This window comes from Alteromonas ulvae (assembly GCF_048987005.1).
In the GTDB taxonomy this organism is placed as follows: Bacteria; Pseudomonadota; Gammaproteobacteria; order Enterobacterales; family Alteromonadaceae; genus Alteromonas.
This window is the reverse complement of record NZ_CP185261.1, coordinates 3136051-3153887: the sequence shown is the minus strand read 5'-3', so window position 1 is coordinate 3153887 and position 17837 is coordinate 3136051. Positions and strand designations below refer to the sequence as shown.

General features: G+C 43.4%; 14 protein-coding genes. 11 read left to right on the top strand and 3 right to left on the bottom strand.

Going from position 1 to position 17837, the window contains the following annotated elements:
* Positions 1-17: 17 nt before the first annotated feature.
* On the bottom strand, positions 18-2267 hold the full coding sequence (locus tag ACOJR9_RS13810; RefSeq protein WP_420933512.1) for an acyl-CoA dehydrogenase: 2250 nt from the start codon (positions 2265-2267) through the stop codon (positions 18-20).
* Positions 2268-2537: 270 nt separating this feature from the next.
* Between ACOJR9_RS13810 and ACOJR9_RS13805 the strand changes: the two genes are divergently transcribed.
* The 7 genes from ACOJR9_RS13805 to ACOJR9_RS13775 all read left to right on the top strand — a co-directional run bounded on the left by ACOJR9_RS13805 (position 2538) and on the right by ACOJR9_RS13775 (position 9566).
* Complete coding sequence (locus ACOJR9_RS13805; RefSeq protein ID WP_420933511.1) at positions 2538-4877, top strand: efflux RND transporter permease subunit; 2340 nt, start codon at positions 2538-2540, stop codon at positions 4875-4877.
* Entirely contained in the window at positions 4874-5668 is a 795-nt protein-coding gene (locus tag ACOJR9_RS13800) for an outer membrane lipoprotein-sorting protein (protein ID WP_420933510.1), read from the top strand. The genes ACOJR9_RS13805 and ACOJR9_RS13800 overlap by 4 nt, the downstream gene beginning before the upstream one ends.
* On the top strand, positions 5665-6849 hold the full coding sequence (locus tag ACOJR9_RS13795; RefSeq protein ID WP_420933509.1) for a hypothetical protein: 1185 nt from the start codon (positions 5665-5667) through the stop codon (positions 6847-6849). The genes ACOJR9_RS13800 and ACOJR9_RS13795 overlap by 4 nt, the downstream gene beginning before the upstream one ends.
* Positions 6850-6856: 7 nt before the next feature.
* Positions 6857-7396, top strand: a complete 540-nt coding sequence (locus ACOJR9_RS13790) for an outer membrane beta-barrel protein (protein ID WP_420933508.1) — start codon at positions 6857-6859, stop codon at positions 7394-7396.
* 71 nt (positions 7397-7467) lie between these two features.
* Positions 7468-7725 (top strand): DUF3081 domain-containing protein, encoded by a 258-nt coding sequence (locus ACOJR9_RS13785; protein ID WP_420933507.1) that lies wholly within the window; start codon positions 7468-7470, stop codon positions 7723-7725.
* A gap of 148 nt (positions 7726-7873) precedes the next feature.
* On the top strand, positions 7874-8800 hold the full coding sequence (gene lpxL / locus ACOJR9_RS13780) for an LpxL/LpxP family Kdo(2)-lipid IV(A) lauroyl/palmitoleoyl acyltransferase (RefSeq protein WP_420933506.1): 927 nt from the start codon (positions 7874-7876) through the stop codon (positions 8798-8800).
* Between the two features lie 91 nt (positions 8801-8891).
* Positions 8892-9566: a TcpQ domain-containing protein gene (locus tag ACOJR9_RS13775; RefSeq protein WP_420933505.1), complete on the top strand. Its 675-nt coding sequence runs from the start codon at positions 8892-8894 to the stop codon at positions 9564-9566.
* Positions 9567-9604: 38 nt separating this feature from the next.
* Here ACOJR9_RS13775 and glnE read toward each other — a convergent pair whose 3' ends face one another.
* Complete coding sequence (glnE, locus tag ACOJR9_RS13770) at positions 9605-12604, bottom strand: bifunctional [glutamate--ammonia ligase]-adenylyl-L-tyrosine phosphorylase/[glutamate--ammonia-ligase] adenylyltransferase (RefSeq protein WP_420933504.1); 3000 nt, start codon at positions 12602-12604, stop codon at positions 9605-9607.
* 153 nt (positions 12605-12757) lie between these two features.
* Between glnE and ACOJR9_RS13765 the strand changes: the two genes are divergently transcribed.
* Positions 12758-13663 carry a DUF350 domain-containing protein gene (locus ACOJR9_RS13765; protein WP_420933503.1) on the top strand — a complete coding sequence of 302 codons (906 nt, stop codon included), beginning with the start codon at positions 12758-12760 and terminating at the stop codon, positions 13661-13663.
* Here the strand turns inward: ACOJR9_RS13765 and ACOJR9_RS13760 are convergent.
* Positions 13641-14075, bottom strand: coding sequence for a GIY-YIG nuclease family protein (locus ACOJR9_RS13760; protein WP_420933502.1), 435 nt, complete (start codon positions 14073-14075; stop codon positions 13641-13643). The two genes, ACOJR9_RS13765 and ACOJR9_RS13760, sit on opposite strands and share 23 nt — an antisense overlap.
* Between ACOJR9_RS13760 and hldE the strand changes: the two genes are divergently transcribed.
* The 3 genes from hldE to ACOJR9_RS13745 all read left to right on the top strand — a co-directional run bounded on the left by hldE (position 14074) and on the right by ACOJR9_RS13745 (position 17771).
* Positions 14074-15504, top strand: coding sequence for a bifunctional D-glycero-beta-D-manno-heptose-7-phosphate kinase/D-glycero-beta-D-manno-heptose 1-phosphate adenylyltransferase HldE (gene hldE, locus ACOJR9_RS13755; protein WP_420933501.1), 1431 nt, complete (start codon positions 14074-14076; stop codon positions 15502-15504). The genes ACOJR9_RS13760 and hldE overlap by 2 nt on opposite strands.
* A gap of 185 nt (positions 15505-15689) precedes the next feature.
* Entirely contained in the window at positions 15690-16751 is a 1062-nt protein-coding gene (locus ACOJR9_RS13750) for an XrtA/PEP-CTERM system-associated ATPase (protein ID WP_420933500.1), read from the top strand.
* 177 nt (positions 16752-16928) lie between these two features.
* On the top strand, positions 16929-17771 hold the full coding sequence (locus tag ACOJR9_RS13745) for a PEP-CTERM sorting domain-containing protein (protein ID WP_420933499.1): 843 nt from the start codon (positions 16929-16931) through the stop codon (positions 17769-17771).
* Positions 17772-17837 lie beyond the last annotated feature (66 nt).

Here is a 17837-nt window from a genome sequence, read left to right as displayed (position 1 = left end):
TTTGTAAAAATCAGCGCTTAGGCAGCGTTCTTTCCACCGTCTACCGCAGTTAATGTCTGCGATGCTGGAAGTAACTCTAAGTCAAACGTGTATTCATCAACACGTACCGCTAATTTGCGCTTCTCATTGTAGTCATGCAGTTTCGCTGCTTCATCAGCGTTAACAACGCCTTTCTCTTGAAGCTTATTAAGCGCATGTTCAAACGAGATAAACGGAACCACTGGCTCTTTGCGAAGCGCTTTTTGCACTTTGCTAAGCAAGTGAGCAACGGCGTGTTTCGCTTTAAACGCTTGCTCGTTAATGTCGTTACCATCACCTGGAATAACGCGAACTAAGTGAGTTAACTGATCTTTCACGCTGTTGTCTTGCATAGAAGCAAGTGACAATTCACGCACTAGGTCGTCGCTAATACCCTTAACGCTGTTTGTGTAAGTGTTAGTTAACAAACGCATTAGGCCGCGCGTCGCCGTATTCGGGAAATTGTTGATAAAGTTAACAATTGCCTGATCAGCCTGCTGTAAAGACCACTGCATCGCGTACTCAAAATACGGTAGTGCCAACTTTCTATCTTCAATACGTTGCTCGTAGAAGCGAATTGCCGCCATTGCACCGTATAGGTAGCTCATTACGTCGCCTAAGCGAGCAGACAGTAGCTCTGCCTTCTTAAGGTCGCCGCCAAGCACAGCAAGTGATAAGTCGGCTAGAGGCGCTAACTTCGCAGAAATGCTGTTTACGCGCTTTTCATACTGACGTACTTCTGGCAACGCTGACTCAGACTCGCGTAGGAAAGGTAAGTACCCTTTACCTAAACTGCGGAACGCATTTTTCACACTAAATCCGATAGTTTTGCGAAGTACTTTGTTAAATTCAGCATCAGCAGAACTGTCGTTGCTGTGAATGAGGTCAACCATGTCCTTAAGGTGTGGGTGACAACGCATTGCACCTTGACCAAATATCATTAGATTACGGGTAAGGATGTTCGCGCCCTCAACCGTAATGGCAATAGGAAGCGCTGAATAGCCGCCAGCCAGCGTGTTTTGAGGGCCACGCTGAATGGCTTTACCTGCCTGTACGTCCATTGCTGAGTTCAATACATCACGACCAAGTTCAGTCATGTGGTATTTAGCAATAGCAGTCACAACAGAAGGTTTAACACCTAAGCCAAGGCCTTCAGTGGTAAGAACACGCATTGCTTCTAGCAAGAATGTTTTACCTGCGATGTCTGCCATCTTCTCTTGAATACCTTCGAAGCGGCCGATTGGTAGACCAAACTGTTCACGTACAAACGAGTACTCAACGGTGCCTTTAAACGCTGATTGAGCAGTCGCAACGCCCATCGCAGGGAGTGAAATACCGCGACCTGCACCTAAGCAGCTCACCAACATCTGCCAACCGCGACCGATGTTCTTCTGACCACCAATAACGAAATCCATTGGGATAAACACATCTTGACCACGCGTGGTACCGTTATAAAAACGAACGCCCATTGGATCGTGACGATTACCTAACTCAACACCAGGGTGCGACTTAGGTAGCAATGCACAGGTAATACCGTGCTCAAACTTATCGCCAAGCAATTGGTCTGGATCAAACACCTTAAACGCCAGGCCAAGAACCGTTGCGATTGGAGCAAGTGTAATGTAACGCTTGTCCCAGCTTACGCGAAGGCCAAGCACTTCTTCACCGTTGTATTCACCTTTGGTGACGATTGCTGCATCTGGAATAGCGCCCGCATCTGAACCAGCCTCTGGGCTGGTAAGGGCGAAACACGGAATGTCGCGGCCATCTGATAAACGCGGCAACCAGTATTCTTGTTGTGCAGTAGTACCATAATGCATTAGCAGCTCACCCGGGCCTAACGAGTTAGGTACCATCACCGTTACCGCAATCGCACCGCTTTTCGCAGCAATAGTGGCAACAATAGTCGAGTTCGCGTAAGGACTAAATTCCAAACCGCCAAATTTCTTCGGAATAATCATGGAGAAGAAACGGTTCTTACCCAAGAAATCAATAATGTGTTGAGGAATGTGCTTTTCATTCCCAAGCTCGAAATCGTCGATCATGCCCAACAACTCTTGCACTGGGCCGTCTAAAAAGGCTTGCTCATCCGCACTCAGTTTTGCCTGAGGGATATCGCGAAGTGCCTGCATGTCAGGCTTTCCCTGATAAATTGAAGATTCAATCCACACGTCACCCGCATCAAGGGCTTCTTGTTCTGTGATTGAAATTGGGGGTAGCACTTTCTTTAAGCTAGTTCTAATACTCATTTTACTCATCCGCTCATCTGACCAGTTGTTATAGTGAATACTACAACATATTTACAAAAGATCAAAAAAAATCGTTAATTAAGAAGTTAAAATACTGTAATGTGATTCAAAATCAATATCTTAGGGTTTTTATGTTTTGGCGTGAGGTGGAGTGATGATGTGTAAAACGCGCTAATTAACGGCTTTTATTAAGACAACTTCGGCAGTATGCGTTATCTTTATGACATCAATGTCAGCAAGTTCCTTTCTATTCAACCCTAGGATGTTGTGATGAATCACAAGTCAGTATCGCGACCTTTCTATTTAGCCTTTCCAAAGGCCTCTCTCGTCTTAACGTTACTTATTATGGCAGTAGCACTAATAGGCGCTCAAAATCTCTATTTTCGTGGAGATTACAAAGTATTTTTTGAAGAGACTGATCCTCAGAGAATGGCATTCGAGGAAATGCAGAATGTGTTTAACAAGACTGAAAACGTTGCCTTTATGGTGGTGCCAAACCAAGGAGATGTGTTTAACAAAGAGACACTTAACTTGGTTTATGACATTACTGAAGCAGCGTGGCAGTTGCCTTTGTCTACCCGAGTAGATTCTATTGCTAACTACCAAAATACCTACGATCTTGACGGCGATCTGATTGTTGAAGACTTACTGTTTGAAAAGGTAGACGGCGATGAAGATATCGCGCGCATTAAACAGATAATTACTTCCACCCCCGAGCTTAACGGCAGATTAGTATCGAAAGATGGAAGCGCCTTTGTGGTTGATACAACTATTCAATTACCAGAAGGTGATCAAACCAAAGCCGTCATTGAAATTGCCGATGCCGCTGAGGAAATCAAAGCAAGAATGACACGTCAATATCCAGATCATGAGATTTATCTCACTGGCATGGTTATTATGAACGACGCATTTGCAGTGGCAGCACAAAACGACGCTGAAACCCTCATTCCAGCGATGTTTTTGTTAATCTTTCTCTCAATCGCCGTCATCGTTCGTTCAATTTGGTCTGCCGTATTTACCATGGTGGTAGTGGTTGTTTCTATTTCCATAACCGTCGGGTTAACGGGGTGGGTTGGTATTTATCTTAGTACTGCAACAGTGAATGCCCCTACAATGATAACTACACTTGCAGTGGCCGACTGTATCCATTTTATTGTTGGAGTTAAGTACTTTTTAGGTCAAGGATTATCAAATGTTGACGCCATTCAGCAAAGTAGTAAAGTCAATCGCAAGCCTATACTCATCACAAGTATAACGACGGCAATAGGCTTTCTAATGCTTAACTTTTCAGCAGTACCTGTAATTGCGCATCTTGGCAATATGACAGCGGTTGGAGTCATGATAGCTTGTGTACTGTCTCTCACTGTGTTGCCTTCTATGCTTTTACTCAAGCAACTAAGCGCAAATAAAGCAAAAGAGCACAACTTATTCGCGAAATGGGGTGAGTATGTAGTTACTCATCACAAAGCAATGCTGATATTGTCAGTTTTTGCAATTGCCATAATTAGTGCGTTTGCAGTGAACAATAGGCTGAACGATGTTGCGGTAAAGTATTTTGATGAGCGAAGCGCTTTCAGGCAGGCGGTAGATGTGAATGAGAGCACTTTTGGGGGGATGTCGAACATTGACTTCGTTATATACACTGATGAACCCTACGGCATAACAAAGGCTGAATTCCTCAACGATATAGCGTTGTTTTCAGAATGGTTATCTCAACGCAGTGAAGTAAATCACGTTCTCACATTTACCGATACGTTAAAGCGCCTTAACAAGAATATGAATGAGGATAACGAGGCGTTTAATGTGATTCCAAACGATCCAGAGTTAGCGTCGCAATATCTTCTGCTTTACGAAATGTCACTTCCTTTTGGTTTGGACCTTGGCAATCAAATTGATATTGATAAGTCGGCATTGCGAGTTATTGCTGTGATAGATAATTTAGGCAGCAATGAAATAACTCAGTTAGAGAAAGACGCGAAAGCATTTTATAATTCCCTTAATAACGATTACAGAATAGAAGCAGCAAGCCCACCACTTATGTTTGCTCATATTGGAGAACGCAATATGAAGAGCATGGTATTAGGCAGTATAGTGGCGCTTATTTTGATATCGGGGCTCATATTGTTTGCGTTACGGTCGTTAACGTTAGGGGTAGTGAGTTTAGTGACCAACTTACTACCTGCGGCGGTGGGTTTTGGCGTGTGGGGACTCATATCCGGGGAGATAAATATGGCACTTTCTGTCGTTATTAGTATGACGATGGGGATTATTGTTGACGATACCGTTCACTTTTTATCTAAATACCAAACCGCTCGTAACGATAATAAAAGTAGTCAACAAAGTATTATTTTTGCTTTTAGCTCTGTTGGTATGGCGTTGATGACAACGACCATTGTTTTAACATTGGGGTTTGCGGTATTAGCTACATCAAGCTTTATGCTGAACGCTCACATGGGGACGCTAACTATCATTATTATAGTGGCAGCATTAATTGTCGATTTTGTTTTCCTTCCGGCTCTGTTAGTGAGTAAAGACAAAAATACAGAAAAAAACACAGACAAAAACGTTGAACAGAAAACGTCATCTTTGAATAAAGGGAGTCTTACATGATACCTACACATAAATTGTTGGCGATATGCGTCTTGTTTATATTGAGTACACCTAACGCCGTGGCTCAAGAAAATGCGAGCGTAGATGCATTGGAAATTGCTCAAGAAAGGAAGCGTCGGGATATGGGTTGGAAGACTACCGAAGCAAAAGTGACGATGATATTGAAGAACAGTCAGGGGCAGGAAGCACAGCGTGAACTCGATGTTAAATCGTTGGAAGTTGCTGATGATGGTGATAAAGCAATGACTGTTTTTGACTCTCCACGTGACGTAAAAGGAACCGCATTTTTGAGTTTTTCTCATGCACTGGAGCCTGATGAACAGTGGATTTACTTACCCGCATTGAAGAGAGTTAAACGAATTTCGTCGAGAAATAAAAGCGGCCCATTTGTTGGCAGCGAGTTTGCTTTTGAAGACATGACGTCTTATGAAGTAGAAAAATTTTCCTACGAATATCTTGGCGAGGAAGAGGTCAACGGCGAAGTGTGCTTTGTGTTAAGACAAACGCCTAATTATGAATACTCTGGGTACACCTCACAAAAGGTGTGGATTGATAAATCCCACTATCGTGTACAGAAAATTGAGTTTTATGATAAAAAGGACGCCTTGTTAAAGGTACTAGTACTTAAAGAATACCAACTGTATAAAGACAAATTTTGGCGACCTATGCGAAGTGAAATGCGAAACGTACAAACCCGTAAATCCACCTTTCTCATTACCGAAGATATCAACTTTGACACCGAGTTGTCAGAGAGTGACTTTGATCAAAATAGGTTGAAAAGAGCACGATGATAAGAGCTTTTTCCTTATGTGGAGTGCTAGCACTTGTCGGTAATGCTTATGCAGAAGTAGAGCTGACTGGCTCAGCTGGATTTGAGCAACGGTATTTTCTTCAAGATGCATTGTATGCACCTCAGGAGCGGACTTATAGTTCAGTGTATCTTATGCCTGAAATTTATACGCAGTGGAACGGTGGAGCAGATACCCTTGTTGTTAAACCATTTTATCGTATTGATGAGCATGATGATGAGAGAACGCATGGTGATATAAGGGAATTTCTGTGGGCACACTATGCGGATGCTTGGGAGACCAGGGTTGGCATTGGCAAGGTGTTTTGGGGCCAAACTGAATCTCTTCACCTTGTTGATATTATTAATCAAACTGATTCGGTAGAAAGTGTTGATGGTGAAGTTAAACTGGGCCAGCCAATGGTGAATGTTAACTACTTTTCTGACTACGGAATGTTCTCTGTATATGCATTACCCTATTTCAGAGAGCGGACATTTCAGGGAGAAAGTGGCCGTTTAAGGCCCCCCGTTGCCATAGGTGACGCATTGTATGAGTCTGATGATGAGGAACGACATCTCGATATAGCAATACGGTGGCAATCGTCTATCGCTGACTGGGAGGTAGGTTTGTCTGCATTCTCAGGTACCACTAGAGAGCCTGAGCTTGTTACAAGACTTGACCAAGATGGCAGACCTGAAATCCTGCCTTTTTATGCGCAAATAGATCAAATTGGCATCGATGTGTTAAAAGTATCAGGCGCGTGGCTTTTAAAGTTAGAGTCTATTTACCGAAGCGGTCAGTCAGAAGATTTTGCCGCGCTAGTCACGGGTTTTGAATATACTAAACAAGGTATTTGGGGCTCGCGCTACGGTTTGGGCGTTTTAGCCGAATATCAATATGATGAACGAGACAGTAATTTTTTCGCGATAGGGCAAAACGACTTGATGACGGGCTTGCGCGTTATCGTTAATGATATCGCTGGAACTGAGGTATTATTTGGTTTTGTGCAGGATTTGGATGAATCGTCAACATATTCCGGTTTTGTCGAGGCATCAAGCCGATTAACTGAAAACTGGAGCTGGACATTCAATGGGTACTTTTTTTCTTCTGACGACACGGAAGACCCGTTTTTTTTCTTGCGTAGAGACGATCACGTTCAATTTTCATTAGAATATTATTTTTGAGGTTTAAATGAAGCAGTATTTATGGATAGCAGGTGCATTAGTAGTGGGAGCATTAGCGTGTTCGAAAGCGGAAGCAGCACCTGAAAACTACGGATTAGTATCGGTAGGTTATACGGACTTTGAATTCGACGGCGGCAGCGATCGTGAAGTAGCTTACAGTGTTGCATATGGTCATAAAATTCACAGACAGTGGTATGCAGAAGCTGGCTACTTGAACCTTTTCGATTATTCTGACGACGGTGTAGAGGCTGAAAGTGAAGCGCTCTACTTAGCTGTGTTGGGTAAAGCAAGTAGTACCACGGGCGAATTATTTTACAAGCTAGGCGTTGCCCGAGTGGACGTGGCAGCTACGATCCCATGTGGCTCCGAAACTTCGCCTGCGACTTGCAGTTATGATAATGGTATTGCTGCTGGTCTTGTTGGGCTTGGTTTTGATTATTATGTTTCACAAAATTCGATGGTACGCTTCGAGTACACTTACATCGGCGGAGAAGACAGCTTTTCAACTAATCTGCTTAGCTTAGGATTTCGCTACAACTTCAACTGATTGATTTTGCGATCAATCCAAAGGGTCTGTGAAAGAGTACTAATTTTATTAAGTTAAGGAAGGTACTTACAATGAAAAACGAATTAGACAGCAAGTTTTTACTTCAAGTGTTCGACAAAATTCGCCAGCATGGCTCGAAAGAAGGCGATGAATATAAGTTGATGGGTATAACAGCGTTTACCGATCACGATGGGTACACGTTGTTTATAGAAGACGTGAATGTGAAACTGCGATTCGGTTTTCACAACCAGTACCATTTTGATTACGACTCCAGTGATCACTATGATTCTTTTGAGAAAAAGCTTAAACAGATCGATAAAACATACTAATTGCGGCCTATCACTCTGTAAGTCTCGCTTTAACTCTGTTCAATTGAGCTATCAATGGTACGTACGGACGCGCTTTAAGTCGCGTTCCGTAGCTCAAAATAATTCGTTCTGATACACTATATGCCTTCTCATATATTGGAATCTGAACTTGGCTGCGGCAATAAAAGCTCCTAAATTTACAATTTCTTTTCTTGGTCCACGTTATTGGTTGATATGGCTTGCCGTAGGGGGGCTCTATTTAATCACTTGGTTACCTCTGCCTATCATACGCGCTATTGGTGCTGGTACGGGTAAGCTGATAGCTCGTATCGTACCAAAGCGAGCAAAAGTCGCCAGGCGAAACATTGAGCTTTGGAACCCTGCATTGTCGAGGGATGAAGTAGACCGCTTATACCATGAGAATATTCGCCGCACGGGCATGGCACTGTTTGAAACAGCCATGGGCTGGTGGTGGCCTACTTGGCGGGTGCAACGAGCATTCGAAATAGAAGGCGCTGAACATATCGAAGCGGCCAAAGCGCAAGGTAAAGGCGTATTTGGTATGGCCCTACATAATATGAATGTAGAGTTTGCGTGTCGTGGTATTGGTTATACTTATCCAAGCGTGGCTTTCTACCGTAAACACAACAATCCTCTCATAGACTATCTTCAGTACCATGGTCGCAATCAATCGAATAAATACATGATTGATAAACGCAACGCAAAAGCATTACTTGCCGCAATGGAAGCCAAAGAACTCTGCCTGTATTTGCCAGATCAAGATTATGGCCCAAAGCAAAGTATTTTTGTTCCTTTTGGTGGGGTTAAAGACACAGCTACAACTACTGCAACTTTAATGTTTATTCGTCGCTCTGAGAGTGTTCCCATGTTAATTACTTCGCAATACACAAAGCGTGGTTACAAAATTAAAGTGTTCCCACCGCTACTTGGTCTGGGTGACATGGAAGACCATGCAGCGTTAACCTTGCTCAATGAACATATTGATACAGCAATAAAAGAGCAGCCAGAGAGTTACTTATGGATGCATAAAAGATTTAAAACGAGGCCGTCTAATACGTCGCCATCGCTTTATTAGCATGCGCAAACACGGGTTAATATGACAGCGAGAGTCAACAAGGTAACAACGACGAACGCCCAAGGCGCAAAAATTCAGGATAAAAAAGTAGTTGAGTCGATTCTTTAAAGCGGCTTTAATCAAAGATATCAACAGTTGGGTATTGAGTTTCATGGGGCAACAACGTTATTCAAGTACATCATTTTGGGCGAAACAAATCATACTGGTTGTAGTGCTAATGATCGCCGCTGGTATACTCATCTATTTTCTTGAGGTAAAAGAATCGGCTCCTGTGCCCGAAACTCAAAAAGAAGAAAAATCAGTGTCAAAGGGTTTATCTGAATTTTATAGTGAGTTTAGAATGTTGGCAACCGACCCTCTTCGAGAAGAGCAGAGTGATTTTGTACTAGATATTGTTGGCGTCGATCCTAATCTTGATACCAAGTTGGAAATGATGGTGAGTAAAACTCGCCCTGTTGAATCAAACTGGACGGGTGAGCGGAAGTATCGGACGTTTCAAGATGGTAATACTCTTCGAGAGGCTATGTCTCAATATGCGCAAGATGAGGGAATGCAGTTAATATGGAACCTCGAAAAAGATTTTGTGATAAAGCATCAGTTTCAGTTAAATAATACGGTTTCAGGTTCACTAGCTAAAATAGCCAGTGCAATAGACAGTAGTTTTGAGGGCGAGGTGAAAGCGTATTTGTGCGCAGATCAGCGCTCTTTAGTGGTAACAGCAAAAGAAACTGAGTTGCTTAAAAACCAATGTAAGCGCGTTAACTAGGATCACATTGGTTTCTAAGCTGCTTTAAAAATTATGAGTTAGCTATTACAGCTTACACCAAACAGTGCTTCCCAGTGTTTCCTAACATTCTCACGTATTGCGTCTAGCGCTTCGGTTTGATCTGCAAACTTTGAATCTGCCAACGTTAAATGGTGATACTGCTCTCTCAGTTTTAAATACGCTTTTTGCAGGCTATTCGCAGTGCTTGCTTGGATAATTCCATTTTCAACGGCATTTTCTAAAATGCGTAGATTATCGGTGAACTGCGTCATTGATTCAATGTGATGAGAGTTCGCGAGTACCCAGTATTGGGTCATAAACTCGATATCGGTTATACCGCCTACACACTGCTTTAAGTCGACTTTTTGTTCGGTTTTTGACAGTAAATGCTCACGCATTTTTAGTCGCATCTTACACACATCTTCGGCAAGAACTGACAGATCTCGTTGTTTTGTCAGTATCTTTTTACGAACATTCTTAAATACTTCAAGAACCCTATCGTCGCCGCAAATGGCCCTCGCTCTCACTAATGCTTGGTGCTCCCATGTCCATGCTTCTTCATTTTGGTATTTTTCAAAACCGTTTACATGGCAGCACAATAGACCTGCATTGCCTGAGGGGCGAAGTCGTAAATCAATTTCGTAAAGCTGTCCAAATAACGTTTTTGTGTTTAACAGGTGCATAATTCGTTGCGCGAGTTTGATGTAAAACTGCTGCGCTTCAATTTGCTTTCTGCCGTTTGTACTTACACCGCTAGGTGCGTTGTGCAAGAATACTAAGTCTAAATCTGAGCCGTAGCCTAATTCATAGCCTCCTAGCTTTCCGTAACCTACAACGCCAAACCCCTTGTCTGTTCCTTCTAAGTGGGAAGGTGTGCCATAGCGTTCACTCATTTGCATCCAGGCAGCACTCACAATGTTTTCCAGTATAACCTCAGCTAGCACGGTAAGCTTATCGCTTACATTAGCAATGGGAAGTGAATCACTAATATCGCTAGCGGCAATTCGAAGCTGTTGACACAACTTGAACTGACGCCACGCATCCATAAGTAGCTCTACATCGTCTTGCTCAATGCGAAGCATGGACTGCCTAAGGTCCTGTTCATAGTCTCGTTTGCTGGTGGCAATATCTGTGTTTTGCTGGCCTAAATACAAAGGGGTAAGTAACTCGTCCAGTAACAATGGGAACCTTTTGATTTCCTGCGCCACCCAACCGCTTCTTTCGCAAAGCTTTACTAATTGCTTCAGCACATCAGGGTTTTCTAGCAGTAAATCGAGGTAGGTTGTGCGGCCAGTGATGGCCTCTATCACGCCTAATAGCCGAGATAAAACCTGATTAGAGTTGGTCGGATGCTGAACAACAATAACATAGAGAATTTCAGGCAGTAATTTTGTGAGGGTATCTTCCCCGCGCTGCCCCATTCGGTAATTGCGCTGAGTATCTTTAAACTCCGACAACGTGTTGAATATACTTAAGGCCTCTTTGCTGGACAGGTGTTCACAAAAAGCGCCTATAAATTCATCGTTTTTCAAGTTCAATTGCCATGCGTCTTGGCATGCACTGAACAGCGTATCTTCATCAGAATGGGTTTCATGAGACTCTTCCACAAGCTCATTAAAATGCCCATGAATGGTTTTCATTGTTGCGCGTAGCGTGTTTAGGAAACATTCATAAGTGTCAATACCCATAACGGCAATAAGAGCCTTTTGCTCCCAATCTGAGTCTGGCAGTGTTTGTGTTTGTCTGTCGCGACACTGTTGCAACGTATGCTCTACCTTGCGTAAGAAGAGGTAGCTGTCTTTTAATTGTTGTGTAACATCATGCTCAACAATATCTATATCTGCAAGCGCGGTAAGGGTAGTAAGTAATGACTTACTTTGTAGGCTTGGCTCTCTGCCTCCATGGATAAGTTGAAAGCTCTGGGCAAAAAACTCTACTTCACGAATACCGCCCGCGCCCAATTTTATATTATTGCTCAGCTTTCTACGCCTTATTTCAGTGGCGATTAACTTTTTCATGTTGCGTAAGGCATCAAGCGTGGTGAAGTCGAGGTAGCGTCGAAAAGTAAAGGGTTTGAGGATACCTTTTAGTGCCTGCGCATTGTCGGAATTATCATCATTAATGATGCGTGCTTTCACCATGGCAAACCTTTCCCAGTGCCGGCCTTGGTCTTGGTAATAGTCTTCCATAGCAGCAAAGTGCATAACCAGGGGCCCCGAATCGCCAAAGGGGCGTAACCGCATATCTACCCGGTATACCTGCCCATCAGTGGTTACTTTATTCAGCGATTGAATGAGCTTTTGCGCTAGCTTGGTGAAAAATTGCTGGTTTTCAATACTTTTGCGGCCCCCTTGGGTTTCCCCTTTTTCCGGGTAGGCAAAAATAAGGTCAATATCGGAAGAAAAGTTGAGTTCTTTTCCGCCTAGTTTTCCCATACCCAAAATATACATGTGAAGAGGACTAGCTTCTGTGCAGGGCTCTGAAGTGCGAGTAGAGTAGGGCTTTCCGTATCGGGCTGAGGCATCGTTGTACAGCCAATTATAGGCTGCCACTATTAGTGTATCGGCAAGCGCAGAAACTTGAGCAAGCGATGTTGAAATGGTTTGTTTGTTCAGCACATCTGCATAAGTGATGCGCGCCATCTCGGTGTTTCTGCATTCCCTTAATGCAGATAGCAGATCTTCTTCGGTTTTAACGCGCCCTAATTGTCGTGACACTTCGGTGTGATAATAATGTTCGGCGAAGTGAGTAAACCTGCTTGCAGTATTATCAGAATCGTTATCCGTAGCCTTATCAGAGGGATTGCCACCAGGCGAACAAGTAGGTGGAAGGCTTAGGGTTCTCTCAAGCGTGTAAGGATACTGAATGAGATGTTCTGCTAAAAAAGCCGAGCGAGAAAATGCAGTGAATAGGTTTGCCTTGTTTTTCGCCATAAGCTGCTGATTAACATCATTTTCAGCGTTCACTGACAATAATTGCTGCCAATACTGTTCTGCTAGCTCAATGTTTGCCATGCTATTTTCATTTTCTATTGGCATAATACTCGCATTAACCTTACGTTTTTTAAAATGGTAATTTTACTTTACATCGTGTGAGGGCAATGAAAAAAAGCAGTGGTGACTTTACCCAAAGCCTATTGCAATAGCACTAATAACAACACGATAGCATAAAGTACAAGGAGTAAAGATAGCGTGGAAGCTTTAGTAAAACTAGTACCCATCTCTCAAGAATTGTTTATTTATCTGGCGATAGATGTGGGCATAGTACTCGGTCTTTTGATCGTGATGAAATGGCTCACTGGCGCATTCAGAGAAACCTCTGTTATCGACGAGCTCGGCGTAAAAGACAATTTCGCTTTCGGAATTAGTATTGCGGGAGGTATGTTGTCGTTATGCATTGTGATGAGTGCAGTGGCAGGCAAACATGTTGGAATGGGCTATGAAGAAGCTGCAGTGGGCATGCTTACCTTTGGCCTTGTGGGGATCGTTTTAGTTAAATTTGGGCGTTTTGCTCACGACAAATTGGTTCTCAATAAAGTGGATACGTCTGCAATGATTGCACAGCGCAGTGTAAGTGTTGCTTTGGTTGACGCGGCTAGCTTGGTAGCAAGTGCTATCGTACTTCGCAATATTATGCTGTGGGTAGATGGCGACGATGCTAATGCTATTATCGCCACAGTGACAGGGTTCGCGGTTGTGCTCACTATGCTGCTTGTCATGACCCGCATTTTAGAGTTTCGCTACGCAAGAGATAATCAAAATGATTCGTTTCAGAGCGCCTTAGAAGGGGGGCAAATAGCCTTGGCGGTTGAGCATGCCGGCAACCTTTTGGGTACTGCAATGGTAGTCTCTTCTGCGAAGAGCCTACTGGTTTACGAGCCGTCTGGTTACGTTAGCAACATTACCGGTTGGCTGGTGGTGAGCGTAAGCTTAACTCTGGCACTTCACTTATTGGTTATGCTGAATAAAAAGGTTTTTCTTTTTGGTATGAATTTTCGGCAAGAGGTTGATCAGCAGCACAATATTGGTGTTGCAGCACTAGGTTTTACGCTAAGCATTGGCAACGCTATCATCATCAATGCTGTTCTCGCAGGATAATATCCTCTTTAATGCATGGCAGGGTATGTGAAGTATTATTTTGAGCGAATGTCAGTTGCTGGGTTTGAATAATTCTCGTTTTTTGGGCACGCGGTAACTTTTTCACATGGCATTCCAGCGTTGCTGCTTCCGACTTATTGGCAAGCCTAAAAATTGCACGAAAGGTAAGCGGGCTTTTACCTTTCAGTGCTTTGGCCCCGCCCACTTTTTCACCTCTATGCTGAGCTATGCGCCTTGTGGGGTCTGTAGTAATGCCAGTATAAAGCTGCCCTAATCTGTTTTCTATCAAATACAAATACCAAGCAGAAGCAGCCTTGGTTTCAGAGACATTATCTCGCTGGTGGGTATTGCTCGACATGGCTGTTATACTTATTCCAATAGTGTTTAAGATAGGAAGGGAGTGTTCTTTCATGATATTACCAGATTTTACCAAAGCGAAAGTGCTTATTGTCGGCGACCTCATGTTAGACCGGTATTGGAGTGGCGGTACCGGGCGCATATCTCCCGAGGCGCCTGTACCAGTAGTTAATGTAAATAATGCTGAAGACCGCCCGGGCGGCGCGGCCAATGTAGCGGTAAATGTCGCCACGTTAGGCGCAAAAGTGACCTTGCTAGGTATGTGTGGAAACGATGAAAATGCCAACATTCTAAGACAACGTCTGCACAATCACGATATTAACTGTGCGTTCTTTCCCGTCGATGGTTTTGATACGATCACTAAGCTAAGAGTAATGAGCCGCAATCAGCAGCTACTGCGCTTAGACTTTGAAAAAAGTTTTGCCAATACCGATAAGTCGGCGTTAGAGCAAGCGTTTAATGATGCGCTAGACGCAACCGATATTGTTATTTTAAGTGATTACGCTAAAGGATGTTTAAGCAACCCTGCCGTACTCATTGAAAAAGCGCTGGCGAAAGGTAAGCGTGTGGTGGTAGACCCCAAAGGTAGCGACTTCAAAAAATACGCAGGTGCATCGCTTATCACGCCCAATATGGACGAACTGCAGGGCGTAGTTGGTCAAGTAAATTCTGAACAAGAACTGGTAGAAAAAGCAGCTAAGCTAAAGGAAGAGCTCAATATAGGCGCGCTTCTTGTTACCCGTTCTGAAGACGGTATGACGTTATTTGAAGGTGATAATACAGAATTTCATTTACCCGCCAAAGCGAAAGAAGTGTACGACGTCACTGGCGCTGGTGATACGGTTGTATCTACCATTGCAGTGGGGATGGCGAGCAAGCTTCCACTTCAAGCATCCTGTGTACTGGCTAATTTAGCTGCCAGTGTGGTGGTAGGTAAGTTAGGTACCTCTACCGTATCGAATACAGAGCTAGCGCTGGCGTTAGGCGAAGAGTCTGTTCATCTCGATGGTGGTGTAATGAATGAAGATCAGCTTGCTATTGCAGTAAAAGCCGCAAAAGAACGTGGCGAGCGAATAGTAATGACAAACGGCTGTTTTGACATTCTCCATGCTGGGCACGTGGCTTACTTAGAAGAAGCATCGCAGTTAGGCGATAGATTAATTGTTGCGGTAAATACTGATTCGTCGGTAACCAAGCTTAAAGGGCCTGGTCGACCAGTGAATAACGAAAGTCGAAGAATGGCTGTGTTAGCAGGGTTAAGTGCTGTAGATTGGGTTGTGCCCTTTAGCGAAGACACGCCGCAGCGTATTATTGCGCGATTACTGCCCGATGTACTGGTTAAAGGTGGCGATTACACCGTGGGTCAGATAGCGGGTGGTAAGGACGTTATGGAGAACGGTGGTGAAGTGAAAGTGCTTAGCTTTGCCGATGGTGTTTCCACAACAGGTATTATTGAGCGGATAACAAAAAATAAGCTGGGCTAAGGCAAGTAAAAGGTGGTGTAATATATTTCTTCCTTTGCTTTAGCTAGGTGTTTCTATTGAACATAAATAGGTAATACGAATAGGCGAATTTTAAATGCCAATAAAATAGCCAATAAATAGCGAATATAAACAGAAACGCGCGTTATTATGCGCTTTGATAACAGCAACATTACACGGTATTTTTCATGTACGAAAGTTATTACGGACTTAACTCGAAACCGTTTCAGCTAACGCCTGATCCCGCTTTTTTCTTTGCTAGTAAATGGCATAAAAGAGCAATGTCATACCTACAGTATGGGCTGTCTCAAGCCGAAGGTTTTATCGTAATAACGGGCGGCATAGGCACAGGAAAGACCACTGTTGCTAACAGCCTGCTAGAAGAGCTTGAAGATGATATTGCCGCTGCACAAATTGTGACGCCCAAACTATCGCCTGATGAATTGGTGAAAATGGTGGCATCGAAATTTGATATTGCTACCGAAGGCAGAAGCAAAGCCGATATTTTAAAAGCCCTAGAGATTTTCCTTTTTGAATTAAACAGAGCGGGGCGCCGAGCATTGCTTCTCGTAGACGAAGCGCAAAATCTGCCGTTAGAGTCTATTGAAGAATTGCGTATGCTGAGTAACTTTCAATTCAATGGCAAGCCGCTTATTCAAAGCTTTTTGTTGGGCCAAGAAGAGCTACAACCTATATTACGTGCGCCGAACATGGAGCAGTTTAGACAGCGTATTGTGGCATCGTGTCACTTGGCACCACTTACGTTAGAAGAATGCAGAGCCTATATCGAGTATCGCCTGCATCATGCTGGGTGGAACGGTGCGCAGCTTTTCTCAGATGAGGCGTTTGAGCGCATCCATACGTTCACTCGCGGTATTCCGCGCAAAGTGAATACTTTGATGGATAGGATCATGCTTTACGGTTTCTTAGAAGAATTAGACACCTTTAACGTAGAATCTATTGATGAAGTGATCGTAGAAGTAAAAGCTGAAATGTTCGAGCCTGATAAATCAGGCGCAGAGATTACAGAGCATATGGGCTTTGCCGACAGCCCTGAAAGCAAAACGATAATGACGCCTGAGGGCAATGTGATCCGCGATACAAAGTACTATCTCGACATGCTGGCTGAGCTGGTAGATGCCTTAGATGCCGCCATATCGCAAAAAGTTAAAATGACACAGTACATAGATAAGTTAATGAAAAAGAAGTTTAAGACTTATGTAAGGCTGAAGAGTGATGATGGTAAGTAAGAATATTACTTGTTTTAATGAAGGTGATTAGGTGTTGGTTTTTTTTACAACTTTAGTATAAGAGTTTTGTTTTCTTTTCTAAACTTCTGATTTTCATCTGTTTTGCAATTCGGCGTAATCCTTGCACAACCATGTGTGACACGATGAGTTCAATTGCTTGAAAATTAAGGAAATTTAATGAAGTGCAACAAGATTTTAACAGCGGCCGCATTGGCCCTCTGCAGCCAGGTTACTAACGCCTCCCTTTTATACGATCAAAATGTGACGTCTGAAGCCATTTTTGGCAGTGGAAATGCGAACGGTAGTTTTACCGTCGATAGAAACAATGGTATTGAGTTAGGCCTGCGCGGAAAATTAAGGTTTGATGAAGACAACCGCCCTCGGAATCAATTCAACAGCAATGGCGACGGAACTTACAGTTTTGATGCTGGTTTGCCACCTTCAGGTTTTAGTTGGTCGCCAGGCTCTATCAGCACTCCCATATGGAGTTTTGAATGGAGTATTAATTCCGACTTTACTGGTACAGGTCAAACGGCTTTGGCCTCGTACAGATACATTTTGGGTATGGACTTCGATCCCAGCATAGGTACAAACTTCTTTGCGTTAGATCCTATAAACGTCTCGTGTTCAGATAATGCTATTGGTACAAATGCAACCGGAAATGGCCAGGGTACCTCGGTATCTATAGGTGATTGTAGAAGTAGTAATACAAGTGTTTCAGATGCTGCCACCAGTGATTATCAAGACCTGATTAATAACAATAATTTAGCGCAAAACTCGTGGAATATGGAATTTTTCGATGATGCTCTAAATGGGCTTGCTTTTGATGCGCGTGAGGACGGGCAATATGATTTTTATCTTGCCGCTTTAGACATCGACGGAACTGAACTTGCACGCACCGATATAAGTATTATTGTGGGTAATGGCGCAACAGAGGTTTCAGAGCCAGCAGCACTTGCACTCTTCGGATTGGGACTAGGTGGCTTAGCGGTAAGACGACGTAGAAAACACAGTAACTGATAGTGCGCTAAGCACCAAAAAAGCGAGGTTTACCTCGCTTTTTTGTCACACTAACTTCACAGCGCT

What these genes read in the sequence shown, in the direction of transcription:
- ACOJR9_RS13795 (WP_420933509.1), top strand. Translation starts at nt 5,665, where the DNA reads ATGATAAGAGCTTTTTCCTTATGTGGAGTGCTAGCACTTGTCGGTAAT.
- ACOJR9_RS13760 (WP_420933502.1), bottom strand. Translation starts at nt 14,075, where the DNA reads ATGAAAGAACACTCCCTTCCTATCTTAAACACTATTGGAATAAGTATA.
- ACOJR9_RS13785 (WP_420933507.1), top strand. Translation starts at nt 7,468, where the DNA reads ATGAAAAACGAATTAGACAGCAAGTTTTTACTTCAAGTGTTCGACAAA.
- ACOJR9_RS13800 (WP_420933510.1), top strand. Translation starts at nt 4,874, where the DNA reads ATGATACCTACACATAAATTGTTGGCGATATGCGTCTTGTTTATATTG.
- hldE (WP_420933501.1), top strand. Translation starts at nt 14,074, where the DNA reads ATGATATTACCAGATTTTACCAAAGCGAAAGTGCTTATTGTCGGCGAC.
- ACOJR9_RS13750 (WP_420933500.1), top strand. Translation starts at nt 15,690, where the DNA reads ATGTACGAAAGTTATTACGGACTTAACTCGAAACCGTTTCAGCTAACG.
- ACOJR9_RS13745 (WP_420933499.1), top strand. Translation starts at nt 16,929, where the DNA reads ATGAAGTGCAACAAGATTTTAACAGCGGCCGCATTGGCCCTCTGCAGC.
- ACOJR9_RS13810 (WP_420933512.1), bottom strand. Translation starts at nt 2,267, where the DNA reads ATGAGTATTAGAACTAGCTTAAAGAAAGTGCTACCCCCAATTTCAATC.
- ACOJR9_RS13805 (WP_420933511.1), top strand. Translation starts at nt 2,538, where the DNA reads ATGAATCACAAGTCAGTATCGCGACCTTTCTATTTAGCCTTTCCAAAG.
- glnE (WP_420933504.1), bottom strand. Translation starts at nt 12,604, where the DNA reads ATGCCAATAGAAAATGAAAATAGCATGGCAAACATTGAGCTAGCAGAA.
- ACOJR9_RS13790 (WP_420933508.1), top strand. Translation starts at nt 6,857, where the DNA reads ATGAAGCAGTATTTATGGATAGCAGGTGCATTAGTAGTGGGAGCATTA.